This is a genomic window from Methylosinus sp. sav-2 (assembly GCF_004366495.1).
GTDB lineage: Bacteria > Pseudomonadota > Alphaproteobacteria > Rhizobiales > Beijerinckiaceae > Methylosinus.
Genome location: NZ_SOEJ01000009.1, coordinates 1 through 15137, shown reverse-complemented (window position 1 = coordinate 15137; position 15137 = coordinate 1). Strand labels below are relative to the sequence as shown.

The 15137-nt window shown below is 63.5% G+C and carries 16 protein-coding genes; 13 read left to right on the top strand and 3 right to left on the bottom strand.

What is annotated here, in order from left to right:
- Positions 1–84: 84 nt before the first annotated feature.
- The 5 genes from EDE12_RS14845 to EDE12_RS14825 all read left to right on the top strand — a co-directional run bounded on the left by EDE12_RS14845 (position 85) and on the right by EDE12_RS14825 (position 4272).
- Complete coding sequence (locus tag EDE12_RS14845) at positions 85–1389, top strand: TAXI family TRAP transporter solute-binding subunit (protein ID WP_026599052.1); 1305 nt, start codon at positions 85–87, stop codon at positions 1387–1389.
- A gap of 54 nt (positions 1390–1443) precedes the next feature.
- Complete coding sequence (locus EDE12_RS14840; protein WP_036291042.1) at positions 1444–1947, top strand: hypothetical protein; 504 nt, start codon at positions 1444–1446, stop codon at positions 1945–1947.
- Between the two features lie 105 nt (positions 1948–2052).
- A complete protein-coding gene (locus tag EDE12_RS14835; protein ID WP_026599050.1) occupies positions 2053–3222 on the top strand; it encodes an AI-2E family transporter in 1170 nt (389 codons plus the stop codon).
- 165 nt (positions 3223–3387) lie between these two features.
- Positions 3388–3606 (top strand): translation initiation factor IF-1, encoded by a 219-nt coding sequence (infA, locus tag EDE12_RS14830; protein ID WP_018266249.1) that lies wholly within the window; start codon positions 3388–3390, stop codon positions 3604–3606.
- Between the two features lie 9 nt (positions 3607–3615).
- Complete coding sequence (locus EDE12_RS14825) at positions 3616–4272, top strand: Maf-like protein (RefSeq protein ID WP_026599049.1); 657 nt, start codon at positions 3616–3618, stop codon at positions 4270–4272.
- A 4-nt stretch (positions 4273–4276) separates the two neighbouring features.
- Here EDE12_RS14825 and alr read toward each other — a convergent pair whose 3' ends face one another.
- Together alr and EDE12_RS14815 are read right to left on the bottom strand one after the other, a co-directional pair.
- Positions 4277–5422: an alanine racemase gene (gene alr, locus EDE12_RS14820; protein ID WP_208326067.1), complete on the bottom strand. Its 1146-nt coding sequence runs from the start codon at positions 5420–5422 to the stop codon at positions 4277–4279.
- Positions 5423–5521: 99 nt separating this feature from the next.
- Positions 5522–6244 carry a LuxR C-terminal-related transcriptional regulator gene (locus EDE12_RS14815; protein WP_024880605.1) on the bottom strand — a complete coding sequence of 241 codons (723 nt, stop codon included), beginning with the start codon at positions 6242–6244 and terminating at the stop codon, positions 5522–5524.
- Between the two features lie 481 nt (positions 6245–6725).
- Between EDE12_RS14815 and sdhC the strand changes: the two genes are divergently transcribed.
- From sdhC to EDE12_RS14775, 8 genes are all read left to right on the top strand, one after another.
- Complete coding sequence (sdhC, locus tag EDE12_RS14810) at positions 6726–7139, top strand: succinate dehydrogenase, cytochrome b556 subunit (RefSeq protein ID WP_024880604.1); 414 nt, start codon at positions 6726–6728, stop codon at positions 7137–7139.
- A gap of 66 nt (positions 7140–7205) precedes the next feature.
- The gene (gene sdhD, locus EDE12_RS14805; protein ID WP_024880603.1) at positions 7206–7592 is read left to right on the top strand and encodes a succinate dehydrogenase, hydrophobic membrane anchor protein; all 387 of its coding nucleotides are present in this window, start codon (positions 7206–7208) and stop codon (positions 7590–7592) included.
- 43 nt (positions 7593–7635) lie between these two features.
- Complete coding sequence (gene sdhA, locus EDE12_RS14800) at positions 7636–9465, top strand: succinate dehydrogenase flavoprotein subunit (protein ID WP_024880602.1); 1830 nt, start codon at positions 7636–7638, stop codon at positions 9463–9465.
- Positions 9466–9518: 53 nt separating this feature from the next.
- Positions 9519–10304: a succinate dehydrogenase iron-sulfur subunit gene (locus tag EDE12_RS14795; protein WP_026599048.1), complete on the top strand. Its 786-nt coding sequence runs from the start codon at positions 9519–9521 to the stop codon at positions 10302–10304.
- Between the two features lie 136 nt (positions 10305–10440).
- Positions 10441–10800, top strand: a complete 360-nt coding sequence (locus EDE12_RS14790) for a hypothetical protein (protein WP_024880598.1) — start codon at positions 10441–10443, stop codon at positions 10798–10800.
- 159 nt (positions 10801–10959) lie between these two features.
- Positions 10960–11994, top strand: a complete 1035-nt coding sequence (locus EDE12_RS14785) for an aspartate-semialdehyde dehydrogenase (protein WP_026599047.1) — start codon at positions 10960–10962, stop codon at positions 11992–11994.
- Between the two features lie 71 nt (positions 11995–12065).
- The gene (locus EDE12_RS14780) at positions 12066–13235 is read left to right on the top strand and encodes an ATP-binding protein (protein ID WP_084768637.1); all 1170 of its coding nucleotides are present in this window, start codon (positions 12066–12068) and stop codon (positions 13233–13235) included.
- The gene (locus tag EDE12_RS14775; protein ID WP_134188146.1) at positions 13232–13831 is read left to right on the top strand and encodes a DUF4276 family protein; all 600 of its coding nucleotides are present in this window, start codon (positions 13232–13234) and stop codon (positions 13829–13831) included. Before EDE12_RS14780 ends, EDE12_RS14775 begins: the two co-directional genes overlap by 4 nt.
- Before the next feature lie 12 nt (positions 13832–13843).
- Here the strand turns inward: EDE12_RS14775 and EDE12_RS14770 are convergent.
- On the bottom strand, positions 13844–15137 hold a 1294-nt coding region (locus EDE12_RS14770; RefSeq protein ID WP_245511935.1), incomplete at its 5' end, for a SulP family inorganic anion transporter.

The window sequence follows — 15137 nt, the reverse complement described above, 5'->3', positions numbered from 1 at the left end:
GCGCGCGAATGGGAAGAGCGCATGACAAGGCCGTGGGCTCTGGCGCGCGGCGGCCTATTTCTCCTCGCATAGGGAGGAGGCCCCATGCCCAAAGGCCATGCGCCGCGCCTGATCTTCTGGGTTGCAGTTCTGCTGTTCGCTCTCGCGGCGGCGCTGTCGCTCTTTTATTACCTGTCGCCGCGGGCGACCTTGCGCATCACCACCGGCCCGGCGATGTCGCCGGCCCAGCGCACCATCTCGACCTTCATTCATGTCGTCTCCGGGACGCATCCTTTCCTCCGCGTGGAGGAGGTCCCGGTCGCCGATCTTTCGGCCAGCTCCAAGGCTCTCGAGGACCGCAAGGTCAATCTCGCCATCGTGCGCACCGATGTCGCGCCGCCCTCCAATGGCCAGACCATCGCCATTCTGCGCCGCGACGTGGTGGCGATCGTGCTGCCGCATGGCTCGCCGATCAAGGACGCCGCCGGCCTCGCCCGCAAGACCATCGCCATTCCCGCCGGCCCGCTGCAGGCGGAAAATCAGCACGCGCTCGATGATATTCTCGCCTATTTCGACGTCCCCGCGGCGAGCGTGAGGCGCCTTGTCCTGCCGCTCGGCGAGATCGGCTCGGCCATGCGTGCGGGCCGCGCGGCGGCGGCGTTGGCGGTCGGGCCGATCGGGCCGGGGCAGGCGGTCGATGTCGTCGCCTCCATCGCCAAGGCGATGAAGAGCCCGCCCCAACTTCTGCCGATGGATCAGGCCGACGCGCTGGTGAAGCGCTTTCCGGGCTTCGAATCTGTGGATATCCCCGAAGGCGCCTTCAAGGCGCATCCGCCCGTGCCCGACGATACGGTGAAGGGCCTCGCCGTCACCTATCGGCTGGTGGCGCCTTTTTCGATGCTCAATGTGGTGGCCGGGGCGATCGGCCGCTCCATTTTCAAGACCAAGGCCAAGCTCGCCGCCCTCTCGCCGGGCGGCGCGCAGATCGAGGCGCCCGATCTCGACGCGCAGAACCCGCTGCTCCCCGTCCACCCTGGCGTCGCCGCCTATCTCGCGAGCGGCGATCAGAGCTTTTTCGATTCGTTCCAGCAATATTTCTACATTGTCGGCATTCCGCTCAGCCTTTTGGGGTCGCTGATCGCCGTGCTGCTCGGCCTTTGGAACAATCGCCGGCTCGTCGAGGATCAGAACCGCGTCTTCCGGCTGCTGACCCTCGCGGACGAGGCGCTGACGGCCGATAGCGCCGGCCTCGAGCGGATCGAGACGGAGTTTCGCGGGCTCGTCGCCGAATGCGTCAACAAGCTCGCGGATGGCGAGACCGCGGCGGATCAGTATCCTGTGTCCTCGCTCGCCATCGACCATGCGCGGCGGTCGATCGAGCGCAGGAAGGACGGTTTGCGCGCCGCATGACGCTCGCGCCGGGGTCGCTATAATGTCGTCCGTTTCGAGCAGAGGATTTCCGACATGGCTTCGCTCATCCGAGATTTCACCTGCGCCTGCGGGCGCGTGCGCTGCGAGGCGGTCGGCGCGCCGATCATCAGCGCCGTCTGCTATTGCTCCGATTGCCAGGAGGGCGGCCGCAGGATCGAGGCTCTGCCCCATGCCCATCTCCTGCGCGATCCCGACGGAGGCACGCCTTATCTTACCTTTCGCGACGACCGTTTTCGTTGCGTCGCGGGTGAGGAGCTGCTCGAGGATCACCGGCTGAAGCCCGAATCGCATACGCGCCGGGTGGTCGCCTCCTGCTGCAGCACGGGCATGTTCCTGAAATTCGACCCCGGCTTTTGGGTCTCCACCTATCGGCTTCGCTACGCTGGCGATCTGCCGCCCATAGAGATGCGGACAAAGGTCGCGCGCCGCCGCTCGCGATTGCCGCTGCCGCAGGACGCGCCGAGCTTTCGAGGCTTTCCGCTGCGACTCATCGGCCGGCTGATCGCGGCGCGGCTCGCCATGGCGCTCGGGCGATAGGCGGAAACGCAGCCGCGGGCGTGAAACCATTGCCGATCCGCGCTATGTTGTCCGGGGGAAGGCGCGCCGCAGCGGCGGGGCGCGAAAAAAATTGGGGATAGCTCGGTGATCGAGGACCAGCGCGAAGCGTCCGGCCGGCGGCGGCTGAACGCGACACTCATCGACTTGATCATCCGGCTCGGCGCGCTCGGCGCGCTCGCCTATTGGTCTTTCCTGCTGGTGCGGCCCTTCGTCACCATCGTGACCTGGAGCGCCATTCTCGCTGTGGCGCTCTATCCCATCTTCGAATGGATGACCGTCCGGCTCGGCGGACGCCGGCGGCTGGCGGCGACGATCATCACCTTTCTCGGCCTGCTCTTCGTCATCGGGCCGGCGACCTGGCTCGGCCTCGGCGTCGTCGATGGGCTGCGCTCCCTCGCCGATCGAATCGACGCCGGCGGCGTCTGGGTGCCGCCGCCGCCCGAGACCTTGCGCACTTGGCCCTTCGTCGGCGAATCGGCCTATGAATTCTGGGAGCTCGCCTCCACCAATCTGCGCAGCGCGCTCGCCCAGGCGTTGCCGCAGCTCAAGCCCTATGGCGAGATCGCGCTGGACGCGACCAAGAACGCCGGCGCCGGCGTGTTCAAATTCCTGATCTCGGTCATCATCGCCGGCTTTCTATTCGCGCCCGGACCGGCGCTGGTGCGCGCGATCAAGACCGCGGTGACGCGCATCGATTCGAAACGCGCCGAGCATTTTGTCGAGCTCGCCGGCTCGACGATCCGCACCGTCTCGCGCGGCGTCATCGGCGTGTCGCTGCTGCAGGCGGCGATCGGCGGCCTCGGCCTGCAGCTCGCCGGCGCGCCCGGCGCCAGCCTGCTGACCCTGTGCATATTGGTGCTCGCCATCGTCCAGATCGGGCCGCTGATGGTGGTGGTGCCCACCATCATCTGGGCGTGGACGGAGATGCGGACCTTGCCGGCTCTACTCTTCTCCTGCTGCATGTTGACGGTGACGCTGGTCGACAATGTGCTGAAGCCCATCGTCATCGCGCGCGGGCTCACGACGCCGCTGCTGGTCATTATCGTCGGCGTCATCGGCGGCGTGCTGGTGCATGGAATCATTGGCCTTTTCGTCGGCCCGGTGGTACTCGCGGTCGCCTGGGAGCTGCTCAGCGCCTGGGCGGGGGACGGCAAGGGCGGCGCCCTCGTCGCGACGCCGGCGGAGGCCGCTCCCGAGCCGCGCGTGATCGAGCCGCCCGCCGCCGGCTCGATCGTCCACGCCCCGGAGCGCTGAAGCGCGCGACGGAGCGAAAGGCAAGGTTCACAAATCAGCCGTACTCGATTAGGGTCCGGCGCGGATTTGCGCGTCCCGGCTTCGATCCCATATTGATGAGCGCCCGCTTCGCAAGCGGGCCTTTCGCTATCCGAGGTCCGCCGCGGCCTCTGAAGAAGGAACCACATGGCCAAGGAAGAACTGTTGGAGTTTCCCGGAGTCGTCACCGAGCTGCTGCCCAGCGCGATGTTTCGGGTCAAGCTCGAGAACGAGCACGAGATCATCGCCCATACGGCCGGAAAGATGCGTAAAAACCGCATCCGCGTGCTCACCGGGGACAAGGTTCTCGTGGAGATGACGCCCTATGACCTCACCAAAGGGCGGATTACCTATCGTTTCAAATAATTTCGATTTATGGCGGAGCCGATCGTCTTGACGTCCCACCCGACCGATACGCGGCCCAAGCTGGTGCTGGCCTCGGCCTCGCCCCGCAGGCTCGAGCTGCTCCAGCAGATCGGCCTCGACGCCGACGCGCTGTTGCCGACCGACATAGACGAGACTCCGCAGCGCAACGAGCTGCCGCGCAGCCTCGCCCAGCGTCTCGCCGGCGAGAAGGCTGCGGCTGCCATAAAGATAAGGGCCTATCAGCCCCAGCTCGAGGGCAGCTATGTGCTCGCGGCCGACACTGTGGTGGCGGTCGGCCGGCGAATCCTGCCCAAATGCGAGGACATAGAGCAGGCCGAGGATTGCCTGCGCCTGCTCTCGGGCCGCCAGCACCGGGTTTTTACCGGCGTCACGCTGATCACCCCGCGCGGGGCCGAGCGCCGCCGCCTCGTCGAATCGCGTCTGCGCTTCAAGCGCCTCTCCTCGACCGAGATCGACGCCTATCTCGCTTCCGGCGAATGGCGCGGCAAGGCGGGCGGCTATGCGATTCAGGGACTCGCGGGCGCTTTCGCGGTGCGGCTCATCGGCTCTTATTCGGCCGTCGTCGGCCTGCCGCTCTATGAGACCGCCGCGTTGCTGGCCGGCGAGGGCTATCCTGTGCTGACGCCCTGGTTCGAGCGGGCGTGAGCGCTCACCCGCCGATATAGACCCTCTCATAGCGTCGGCCGAGCCGGGTCAAAATCTCATAGCCGATGGTCCCGCAGCGCAGCGCCAGCTCGTCGACGCCGATCGTCTCGCCCAAAAGCTCCGCCGTCTGGCCGCGATAGACGGCGCCTTCGGGGACGTCGGTCACATCCAGCATGACGAAATCCATCGACACGCGGCCGACGATCGGGCAGCGCCGCCCGGCGACGATCGCCTCCGGAACGGGCCGGCCCGCCCCGCCGATTGCGGCCGGAAAGCCGTCGCCATAGCCGAGGCCGAGCGTCGCCAGCCGCGTCGGCCGCGACGCCGTCCACACGCCGTCATAGCCGACGCTCTCGCCGGCCTCGATCCAGCGCGTCGCCAGAATCGGCGCCTCGAGCCGGGCGACGGCTCGCATCGGATTGGGCGCCGCCGGAGTCGGATTGCCGCCGTAGAGCGCATAGCCGGGGCGCAGCAGATCGTAATGGGGCTTCTGCTCCAGGAAGATTCCCGAGGAATTGCTGAGCGAGGCCGGCACGCCGGGGAAGGCGCGCCGCGCCGTCTCGAAAGCGGCGATCTGCCCCGCGTTGCGCGGGTCCTCGGCCCATTGCGCGCAGACGAAATGGCTCATCGTCAGAGTGAGGTCGATATCCTGCGTCGCCACGGCCGCGGCTTCGGCGTCGCGCAGCGAGAGTCCCAGCCGATTCATGCCGGTGTCGAATTGCAGCGCGGCCGGCAGGCGGCGGCCGATGGAGCGGCCGAATGCCGCCCAATCACGGATTTCCTCGAGCGAGGCCAGAACCGGGCGCAGCCGCCCGGCGGCGAGCGCGCGGGCGCCGCCGGGCGGCAGTCCCTCGAGCACATAGACGATGGCCCGCGGGGCGACGGAGCGAATGCGCTCGCCTTCTCCGGCGGTGGCGACGAAAAAAGTGCGGCAGCCGGAGGCGGCGAGCGCCCGCACGGCGGGCTCGGCGCCGAGGCCATAGGCGTCGGCCTTGACCACGGCCGCGCATTCGCTCTCGCTCGCGCAAGCGGCGAGCCGACGCCAATTGGCGACGAGGGCGGCAAGGTCGATGGTGAGCGTCGCCCCCGCGCGCGCCTCGGCGGGGGCGGTCTCATTCAGGGGCGCTCGGGCCGAACGGTCGAATCTCATGAGGCAATATTCTAGCGCCGGAGCATGGCGTTCGCATGGCCAATAGCATGCGCCATGCCCCGGCGTCGTTAATTTTGGCGATTTGCCGCGTCGATCGCGTCAGCGACGGGGCAAAACCGCGCTCGAATCGACCATCGGCCGCGGCGCCGGCGTCCCGAGGCGGGCTGTCGGATCGGCCGAGGACCGCGGCGCGCCGAGGCGGACGGCCGGATCGGGCCGGGGCGCCCCCAGCGAGATTCGCACGAGATCGGCGACGCTCTTGACGCGCATCTTGGTCATTATGTGCGAGCGATGCGTCTCCACCGTGCGGGCGCTGATGCCGAGCTCATGGGCGATGACCTTGTTGAGCTTGCCCTCGACCAAGCCGGCGAGCACGTCGTTCTCGCGGTTGGTGAGCGTGGCGAGCCGGCCGGGCGTGGTCCGCGCACGGCCGCGATAGGCGCGGTGGTCGATCCGGCGGGTCAGCGCCTGCTGCACGGAGGTGAGCAGCTTCGCCTCATTGACAGGCAATTCGAGCAGATCGAAAGCGCCTTCCTTCATCACTTGGATCGCGCCGCGAACATTGGCTTGCGCGGTGATGACGATGATCGGCAATTCGATCCGCCGCGCCTTGGCGTCTCTCAATAGTTCGATCCCGATCATATCGGGCATATCCACATAGATGATGACGCAGCCGCGGCTGTCGGTCTCGACGGCTTCGAAGAAGCGTCCCGCGTCCTCATGGAGGCGAATGTGGAAATCCGCCTTGTCCAAGGCGCTCGTCAGAGACGAGCGGATGATCGGATCGACGTTCAAGATATGGATGGTTTCACTGTAATTCATGAATCGCTCGCGAGATGAGTTGACGAAAAAGTCATTCGACGAGACCAGCGAACTCAAGCCGCCGACAAAATAGTCGGCAGTCCGACGTCACGGCAACACGACGCTTACTCGGGGCGCCGACGCAACATTACGAACTCTCGAGCACGCAGACCAACCATGACGCTCAACGCTACTCGACACGTCCGCAGCCGGTGGAGAAAAAAGCCGGCTCCGAACGACGATGCGCCGGCTGGTCCCGGGCAACGTCGGCGGGCGCATGTTAACAGATCGTAACGCACGCGCCACGTTTTTCGACTCGAATCCTACGCATCGGCGCATCGATTGCGTCGGGCGTCGCGACGCGTTACGTAAGTCATGCGTCCTTTCGCCGCTATGCACGAGTCGCGAAATGCTCAGAACCTTATGTCGGGTACGTGTGTTGCAGCAGCGACGCGATTGAATTATCAGTCCTAGCCGAGCCTCGAGCGGAGAGAAACCTAAAATGGCCGACGCCGATCCCGTGAGCGAGAGCCTCGCCGCCGCGCGGCCGCTCTCTCCACATCTGACGATCTACAAGCCGATCCTCACAATGGCGATGTCGATCGCGCATCGCATCACCGGCGCATCGCTTTATGTCGGCGTGCTTCTGCTCGCGCTCTATCTCTTCGGATTGGCGCTCGGGCCGTCGGCCTTCGACGCCGTGTCCTGGATCGTCAATTCCCTCGTCGGGCGAGTCTTCGTGCTGCTGTTCAGCTGGGCGCTGTTTCATCATCTGCTCGGCGGCGTGCGTCATGCGATATGGGACCGCGGCCTCTATCTCGATCGCGATGGCCGCGAGCTGCTGACCAAGGCGAGCTTGGGCGGCGGCGTGGCGCTGACGGCGCTCTTGTGGATCGCATCCTCGCTCTTCGGCTGAGCCTGCGGCCGCTCGTCCTGTCACGACGGCTCGCCGATATCGAACTCGATTGATGGAGAAACGGATATGTCGAGATTTGAGAGCGGCCGCAGCGGCAAGGGAGACGCTTTCGTCTCCGATCGCTCCGGTTCGCTGCATGCGCTCGCCATGCGTCACAGCGCGCGCGCGCTGGCGCCGCTCGCTGTGCTCTCGATCTGGTATCTCGTCGGCCTCGTCGGCAAGCCCTATGAGGCCGCGCGCGCCGAAATCGGAAAGCCGCTGCCGGCGATAGCGCTCATCGCCTTCATCGTCGTCGTCGCCTATCACGCGCGGCTCGGCGTGGAGAACATCATCGAGGATTATGTTCACGACGAAGCGCTGAAGGCGAAGGCGCTCATCGTCAACAAATGGCTGGTGATCGCGATCGCGGCGATCTGGACGCTCGCCATAATGATCATCGCCGCGCCGCGCTGACGCGCGTTCGCGCTCGGGCGCTCTTTATCGACGAGGATTGGGAATGGCTGCGAACGGCAAGACGACGGTGAATATCGGGGGCAGGGCCTATCCGATCGTCGATCATACATTCGACGTCGTCGTCGTCGGCGCAGGCGGCGCGGGACTGCGCGCCGTCGTCGGCTGCGCCAAGGCGGGGCTGAAGGCCGCTTGCATCACCAAAGTGTTTCCGACGCGTTCGCATACGGTCGCAGCGCAGGGCGGCGTCGCCGCGGCGCTGGCCAATATGGGGCCGGACGATTGGAAATGGCACATGTACGACACCGTCAAGGGCTCCGACTGGCTCGGAGACCAGGACGCGATCGAATATCTCTGCCGCAACGCTCCGCAAGCCGTCTATGAGCTCGAGCATTGGGGCGTGCCTTTCTCGCGCACAGACGATGGACGCATCTATCAGCGGCCCTTCGGCGGCATGACCACGGATTACGGCAGAGGCCCGCCTGCACAGCGCACTTGCGCGGCCGCCGACCGCACCGGCCATGCGATGCTGCATACGCTCTACGGCCAGGCGCTGCGTCACGACACAGAGTTCTTCGTCGAATATTTCGCCATCGACCTCATCGTCGATGCGGAAGGCGCCGTGCGCGGGGTCGTGTGCCTCAAGCTCGATGACGGAACGATCCATCGGTTCCGCGCCGCGCTGACCGTGCTGGCGACGGGCGGTTATGGCCGCACTTATCTCTCCGCGACGTCTGCGCACACATGCACGGGCGATGGCGGCGGCATGGCGCTGCGCGCCGGCCTGCCGTTGCAGGATATGGAATTCGTGCAATTCCATCCGACCGGCATTTATGGCGCGGGCTGCTTGATTACCGAGGGCGCGCGCGGCGAGGGCGGATATCTCACCAATAGCGAAGGCGAGCGCTTCATGGAGCGCTATGCTCCTTCGGTGAAAGATCTCGCGCCGCGCGACATGGTCTCGCGCGCGATGACGGTGGAGATTCGCGAGGGCCGCGGCGTCGGCAAATTGAAGGATCACATTCATCTGCATCTCGAGCATTTGGACCCTGCGATCCTGCACGAGCGCCTGCCTGGCATTTCCGAGAGCGCGAAAATTTTCGCCGGCGTCGATGTGACGCGCGAGCCCATTCCGGTGCTGCCGACCGTGCATTACAACATGGGCGGCATACCGACGAATTTTCACGGCGAGGCGCTTCGCCGCGTCGGCGATAATCCCGATGTGGTGGTGCCGGGCCTGATGGCGATCGGCGAGGCGGCTTGCGTCTCCGTGCATGGCGCCAATCGCCTCGGCTCCAATTCGCTGGTCGATCTCGTCGTCTTCGGCCGCGCCGCCGGCCAGCGCGCCGCCGAGTTGGTGAAGCCAGGCCAGACGCAGCCGGAACTGCCCGCCGATTCCGCCGAGCTCGCTTTGTCGCGTCTCGACGCGCGTCGCTTCGCCTCCGGCTCGATCGCGACCGCCGATCTGCGGCTCGAGATGCAGCGCGTGATGCAATCGCATTGCGCCGTCTATCGCGCCGGCGAGGTGCTGGAGGAGGGATCGCAAGCGATCCATGCGGTGTGGAAGAAGAGCGACGACGTCAAGGTTTCGGACCGCTCGCTGATCTGGAACTCCGATCTCGTCGAGACGCTGGAATATGACAATCTCATCGTGCAGGCGGTGGTGACGATGGATTCGGCGAAGAACCGCACCGAATCCCGCGGCGCTCACGCCCGCGAGGATTTTCCGAACCGCGACGACGCCGATTGGATGAAGCACACGCTCTCCACGGTCGACGAGGCGGGCAAGAGCGTCGCGATCGATTATCGCCCGGTGCACAGCTACACGCTGTCCAATGAGGTGGCTTATATAGAGCCGAAGGCGCGGGTTTATTGAGGGGCGGCGCGGGCGTCGGCTTCGAAGCGGCATAGAACGCGAGTGGACAAATCATGGTCGAATTCGTCCTTCCCAAATCCTCCCGCCCCGTCGAGGGCAAGGTCTGGCCTCGGCCCGATGGCGCGAGCCGGCTCAAGGAGTTCCGCATCTATCGCTTCGATCCGGACGAGGCGTCGAACCCGCGCGTGGACACTTATTACGTCGATCTCGACGATTGCGGGCCGATGGTTCTGGACGCGATCATCTGGATCAAGAACAAGATCGATCCGACGCTGACCTTCCGCCGCTCCTGCCGCGAGGGCATTTGCGGCTCCTGCGCGATGAATATCGACGGGCTCAACACGCTCGCCTGCACCAAGGGCATGGATGAGATCGAGGGAGCGATAAAGCTCTATCCGCTGCCGCATATGCCGGTGGTGAAGGATCTCGTGCCCGATCTCAGCGATTTCTACGCCCAGCACGCCGCCATCGAGCCCTGGCTGCAGACGGTGACGCCGGAGCCGGAAAAGGAATGGCTGCAGGCGCCGGACGATCGCCGCAAGCTCGACGGGCTCTATGAGTGCATCCTCTGCGCCTGCTGCTCCACTTCCTGCCCCAGCTATTGGTGGAATTCCGATCGGTTTCTGGGCCCGGCCGCGCTGCTGCAGGCCTATCGCTGGGTGGTGGACAGCCGCGACGAGTCGACAGCCGAGCGCGTCGCCTATGTCGATGACGCTTTCCGCCTCTATCGCTGCCACACGATTCTGAACTGCTCCAACGCCTGTCCGAAGAGCCTGCTGCCGGGGACGGCGATCGCCGAGCTGAAAAATCTGGCGATCGCGCAGACGACCGGCGAATGACGAAAGTCGTGGGAAGCGGAGCCGGCGCCGTAATGGCGCCTGCTTCTGTGCGCAATCTTCGCCACGGGATCGCCGGAACTTGTCTTTTTTCCGGCCTGGGAGCATTTTGGAGCCCGATGCTCGAGGAGTAGCCGCCATGCGATCGCGCCCACTTCTTTTGGTCGCCGCTATTTTCGCCTTTTCGTCCGCGTTGCCGCTGTCCGCGGGAGCGGAGGATGCGCTCGACCCCAGCCGGCTGGACACGTCCGCCGCCGGGGCCGTCAAGGCGAAGCCGAAGAAAAACAAACAGCAGCAGCAGACGACGGCTGGTCAGCCAGCCGCGCCCGGCAAGCCGCCGGCCAAGGTCGAGAACCGCCAATTCGGCGAGCTCGAGGGCTGGTCGCCGGGCAAATCCCCGCCCAAGAAAAAAGACAAAGAGGACGAAGGCTCGCGTTTCGGCAAGGCGCCGGTGAGCATGGGCAATAATGGCAATATGTCGGTCGGCATGCCCTTCTGAGCCCGTCGGCCTCGGCGTGATCGCCGTGGCCATGCTGTGAGATCGATGCGAAGCCGCTCCGTGGCCCAGACGGCCTACGGGGTCGCTTCGCTATTCTCGTCCATACCCTCGACAAAAGGCGCGCCCGTCGCCATAAGCGGGCAAAAGGAGTGCGCATCCATGGGTTACAAGGTCGCCGTCGCGGGCGCCACGGGCAATGTGGGCCGCGAGATGCTCGACATTCTGGCGGAGCGCCGCTTTCCGGTCTCGGAAGTGGTCGCGCTGGCTTCGTCCCGCTCCATTGGGACGGAAGTGTCGTTCGGCGACAAGATTCTCAAATGCCGCCATCTCGACACTTATGATTTCTCCGACACCGACATCTGCCTCATGTCGGCGGGCGGAGACGTCGCGCGCGAATGGGCGCCGCGTATCGGCGCCAAGGGCTGCGTCGTCATCGACAATAGCTCCGCCTGGCGCATGGACCCGGATGTTCCGCTGGTGGTGCCGGAGGTCAACGCCGACGCCGCGGCGGGCTTCACGAAAAAGCACATCATCGCCAATCCCAATTGCTCCACCGCGCAGCTCGTCGTGGCGCTGAAGCCGCTGCATGACGCCGCCAAGATCAAGCGCGTCGTCGTCTCGACCTATCAATCCGTGTCGGGCGCGGGCAAGGAGGGCATGGACGAGCTGTTCTCGCAGACGCGCTCCGTCTTCGTCTCCGATCCGATGGAATCGAAGAAATTCCCCAAGCGCATCGCCTTCAACCTCATTCCGCAGATCGACGTCTTCATGGAGGACGGCTTCACCAAGGAAGAGTGGAAGATGGTGGTGGAGACGAAGAAGATCTTGGATCCCAAGATCAAGCTCGTCGCCACTTGCGTGCGCGTGCCGGTGTTCATCGGCCATAGCGAGGCGATCAATATCGAGTTCGAGAATCCGCTGTCGCCGGACGAGGCGCGCGACATTCTGCGCGAGGCGCCCGGCGTGCTGGTCATCGATAAGCACGAGCCCGGCGGCTACATCACGCCGCACGAGGCGGCGGGCGAAGACGCGACCTTTGTCTCGCGCATTCGCGACGATCCGACCGTCGAAAACGGCCTCGTTCTGTGGTGCGTCTCCGACAATCTGCGCAAGGGCGCGGCGCTGAATGCGGTGCAGATCGCCGAAGTGCTGGTGAACCGCAAGCTCATCACGCCGAAGCAGAAGGCGGCCTGACGAAGGCCAGGCAATTTGAGTTGCAATGTCGAATTCTGAGGTGCAGCCCCGAACTGGGACAACGAGTGAACATGCTAATTTCCCACGTTAAGCTCCAAAATTGGAAAAATTTCCAGCACGCGGAAGCAAGTCTTCTGGACGTGACTTATGTGCTAGGAGCCAATGCGACTGGAAAATCCAACTTGCTCGATGTGTTCCGTTTCTTAAGGGATATCGCAAAGCCTCAAGGTGGAGGCATACAGAAAGCGGTTGCTGATCGAGGGGGGCTGAAGAAGCTACGTTGCCTGCATGCGCGAAGCAAACCTGAAATCGTGATAGAGGTTCATCTCTCGGATAACTTCGATGATCCGGTACCAATTTGGAGGTATGTTCTCGCGCTCAAGGCAGAAAGCAGCGGAATCAAGAGGCCAATTATAGCTGCTGAAGAAGTATATAAGCTGGTTGACGGCAAGGAAAGATGTTTTCTCCGTCGACCGGACAAGGATGATGTATTAGATAGAGAACGACTTACGCAAACGTCATTGGAGCAAATTCAGACTAATTCTGACTTTCGAGAGTTGGCGGATCAGTTCAGTGAGATTACATATCTACACCTTGTGCCACAGTTGGTCAAATTTGGGAGCTCAATCGGCGGGCAGACTGTCGAAAGTGATCCTTTTGGACAAGCATTTCTTGAGCGAGTCGCGAAAGCGAATGGAAAAGTCAGAACCTCTCGTTTGGGGCGGATACAGAAGGCGTTGTCGATAGCTGTGCCTCAATTTGAAGAACTAAAATTTGTGCGAGATGAGATTACTGGACGACCGCATTTGGAAGCCAGATATGCGCATCATCGCCCCGCCGCCGGTTGGCAGCGTGAAGATCAGTTTTCGGATGGCACTCTACGACTAATCGCGCTTTTTTGGCTGCTGATGGAGGGGGATAGCCTATTACTATTAGAAGAGCCCGAGCTTTCTCTCGACGAGGAAATCGTTCGAAATCTTCCACGTCTGATCGAACAGGTTCGGCGTTCTACGAAGAAGCGGCAACGCCAGATCATCATCAGCACTCACAGTCAGGCGCTGCTCGACAACAAGAGCGTCGATGGACGTGGAGTTCTTTGGCTCGACCGTGTTCAGGAGGGAACCGTCGTTCGTTCGCCGTCGGATGAACAACTCGAGCTGATGCGGGAAGGCTATTCACCGGCAGAGATTCTTCTGTCCAAGGCGCATCCAAAAGATTTGCATAAGATGGTTTTGAATTGATGTTGCTAGTTGCGACGGAAGATGAGCTGAGCGAAGCAGTCGTTTATCGACTCGTCATCGAAGCCCGAGGGAGCGTAGAAGCTCTCCAGCCTGTTCGTAAGGAAGGCAACGGCTATCTTCGACGAAGCATCGACAAATTCTGTGAAACCGCGAGGAGAGTCCCGGTCATCGTGCTCACAGATCTCGATGCGGCGTCCTGTCCTCCGACGCTCATTCGTGAGTGGTTTGGGACGAAATTTCCTCCCTCGAAGCTTGTCTTTCGAGTTGCTGTTCGTGAAGTCGAAGCTTGGCTGCTGGCGGATCGGGAGGGGATTGGGGAGTTCCTACATATTTCTCCGCATAAAATTGATCCGAATCCGGAAGCCCTGCCGGACCCGAAGCGATATCTTTTAAATCTTGCTCGCTTGGCGCCGAGAGAGCTTCGCAATGATCTTCTACCGATTAAAGGCGCCGCTGCGTCGCAGGGGTTTGGATATAATGCGCGGCTTCGCGAGTTCGTCGAATCGGGCTGGTCGGCAGAACGTGCGTCGGATCGAAGTCAGAGCCTCTGGAAGGCGAGTTGCAGGATTCGAGAATCCTTGAATGCCAAATTATAGAATGCATCGACTTCAGTCCTCATCAGAGCGGCGCTGACGCGCGCGCCACCTTCTCCAACGAGCGGGAGTGGGGGCTTGAATCTCGCTTGCAACCGCATTGGGCCTGAGCGTCCGCGTCGCCTCGTCGACGCTGCGAAACAATCGTCCTTCGCCGAGCGTTTTCATCACGCCAAAGCGCTCGAGCGCTTCATGCGCGCGCACCGATTCGAGCCGAGCTATGGCGAAATCCGCGCCCGCCGCGCGGCAATCCTCGATCGCCTGCCGCAATATGCGCGCCGCCGTATAATCGATCTCGACGATATTGCTCGCCTCCAGCACGACGAGCTTCGGCTTTTCCTCTATCGCCTCGCGCAAATCGCTCTGGAAACCATAGGCGTTGAGAAAAGACAGCGGCGCCTGAAAGGCCGTGACCAGCACGCCCTCGAGGCGCTCGCCATAAGGCTCAGCTCCGCTGGATGCGCAAGGCCACCACACCGAGCTTCCCGGCAGGCGCGCGAAAGTGATGAGGCGCGAGCGCGTCGTCGTCCAGACGCCATGCAGCAGCGAGGCGAGAATGGAGAGCGACACGCCATTCTGCACCGGCAGCGCGACGACGGCCGCCATGGTCAGCGCGACGAGCGCGAATTCGCCGCGCGTCTTCGCAAAAATGTCGCGCATCACATGCAGCCGGAAAATGCGCGCCGCGATGAACATCAATACGCCGGCGAGCGCGGCGTTGGGCACATGCTCGAGTAGCGAGGCGCCGAACAGCAGCAGAGCCGAGATGACCAGCGCCGCGACGATCGACGAGAGCTGCGAGCGCCCGCCCGTCGCCGTAACGATCGCCGTGCGCGGCGGCGAGGCGTCGACGGCGAAAGCGCCGACGAGGCCTGCCATTACACAGCCGGCGCCGACGCCGAGATAGTCGCGATCGACATCCGGCGCGCGGCCTTCCTCATTTGGAAATGAGCGCGAGGTCGCCGCCGTCTGCACCATGATCACCATGGCGATGATGATGGCGAGACCGGCGATTTGCGGAATATCTGCGGGTGCGATCTCGGGAAAGCGCGGATGCGGAAATTCCGTCGAGACCTTGCCGAGCACAGCGACGCCGCGCTCCTCGAGATGAAAATAGCGCACCGCGAAAGCGGCGCCCGCCAGAGCGATCAGCGCGGCCGGCAGCTTGGGGCTGATCTTCTCGCCGATGATAATGGTCGCGAGCGAGCCGAGACTGACGTGCCCCTGAAAAATCCCACCAGCATCGATTAGAGTCCGGCCGATTGCAGGACGGACACGATGAAGAAGAAACGGTTCACAGAAGAGCAGA

Coding starts and splice junctions, on each gene's coding strand:
- sdhA (WP_024880602.1), top strand. CDS start 7,636: ATGGCTGCGAACGGCAAGACGACGGTGAATATCGGGGGCAGGGCCTAT.
- EDE12_RS14795 (WP_026599048.1), top strand. CDS start 9,519: ATGGTCGAATTCGTCCTTCCCAAATCCTCCCGCCCCGTCGAGGGCAAG.
- sdhC (WP_024880604.1), top strand. CDS start 6,726: ATGGCCGACGCCGATCCCGTGAGCGAGAGCCTCGCCGCCGCGCGGCCG.
- EDE12_RS14790 (WP_024880598.1), top strand. CDS start 10,441: ATGCGATCGCGCCCACTTCTTTTGGTCGCCGCTATTTTCGCCTTTTCG.
- sdhD (WP_024880603.1), top strand. CDS start 7,206: ATGTCGAGATTTGAGAGCGGCCGCAGCGGCAAGGGAGACGCTTTCGTC.
- EDE12_RS14840 (WP_036291042.1), top strand. CDS start 1,444: ATGGCTTCGCTCATCCGAGATTTCACCTGCGCCTGCGGGCGCGTGCGC.
- alr (WP_208326067.1), bottom strand. CDS start 5,422: ATGAGATTCGACCGTTCGGCCCGAGCGCCCCTGAATGAGACCGCCCCC.
- EDE12_RS14845 (WP_026599052.1), top strand. CDS start 85: ATGCCCAAAGGCCATGCGCCGCGCCTGATCTTCTGGGTTGCAGTTCTG.
- EDE12_RS14815 (WP_024880605.1), bottom strand. CDS start 6,244: ATGAATTACAGTGAAACCATCCATATCTTGAACGTCGATCCGATCATC.
- EDE12_RS14825 (WP_026599049.1), top strand. CDS start 3,616: ATGGCGGAGCCGATCGTCTTGACGTCCCACCCGACCGATACGCGGCCC.
- EDE12_RS14785 (WP_026599047.1), top strand. CDS start 10,960: ATGGGTTACAAGGTCGCCGTCGCGGGCGCCACGGGCAATGTGGGCCGC.
- infA (WP_018266249.1), top strand. CDS start 3,388: ATGGCCAAGGAAGAACTGTTGGAGTTTCCCGGAGTCGTCACCGAGCTG.
- EDE12_RS14780 (WP_084768637.1), top strand. CDS start 12,066: ATGCTAATTTCCCACGTTAAGCTCCAAAATTGGAAAAATTTCCAGCAC.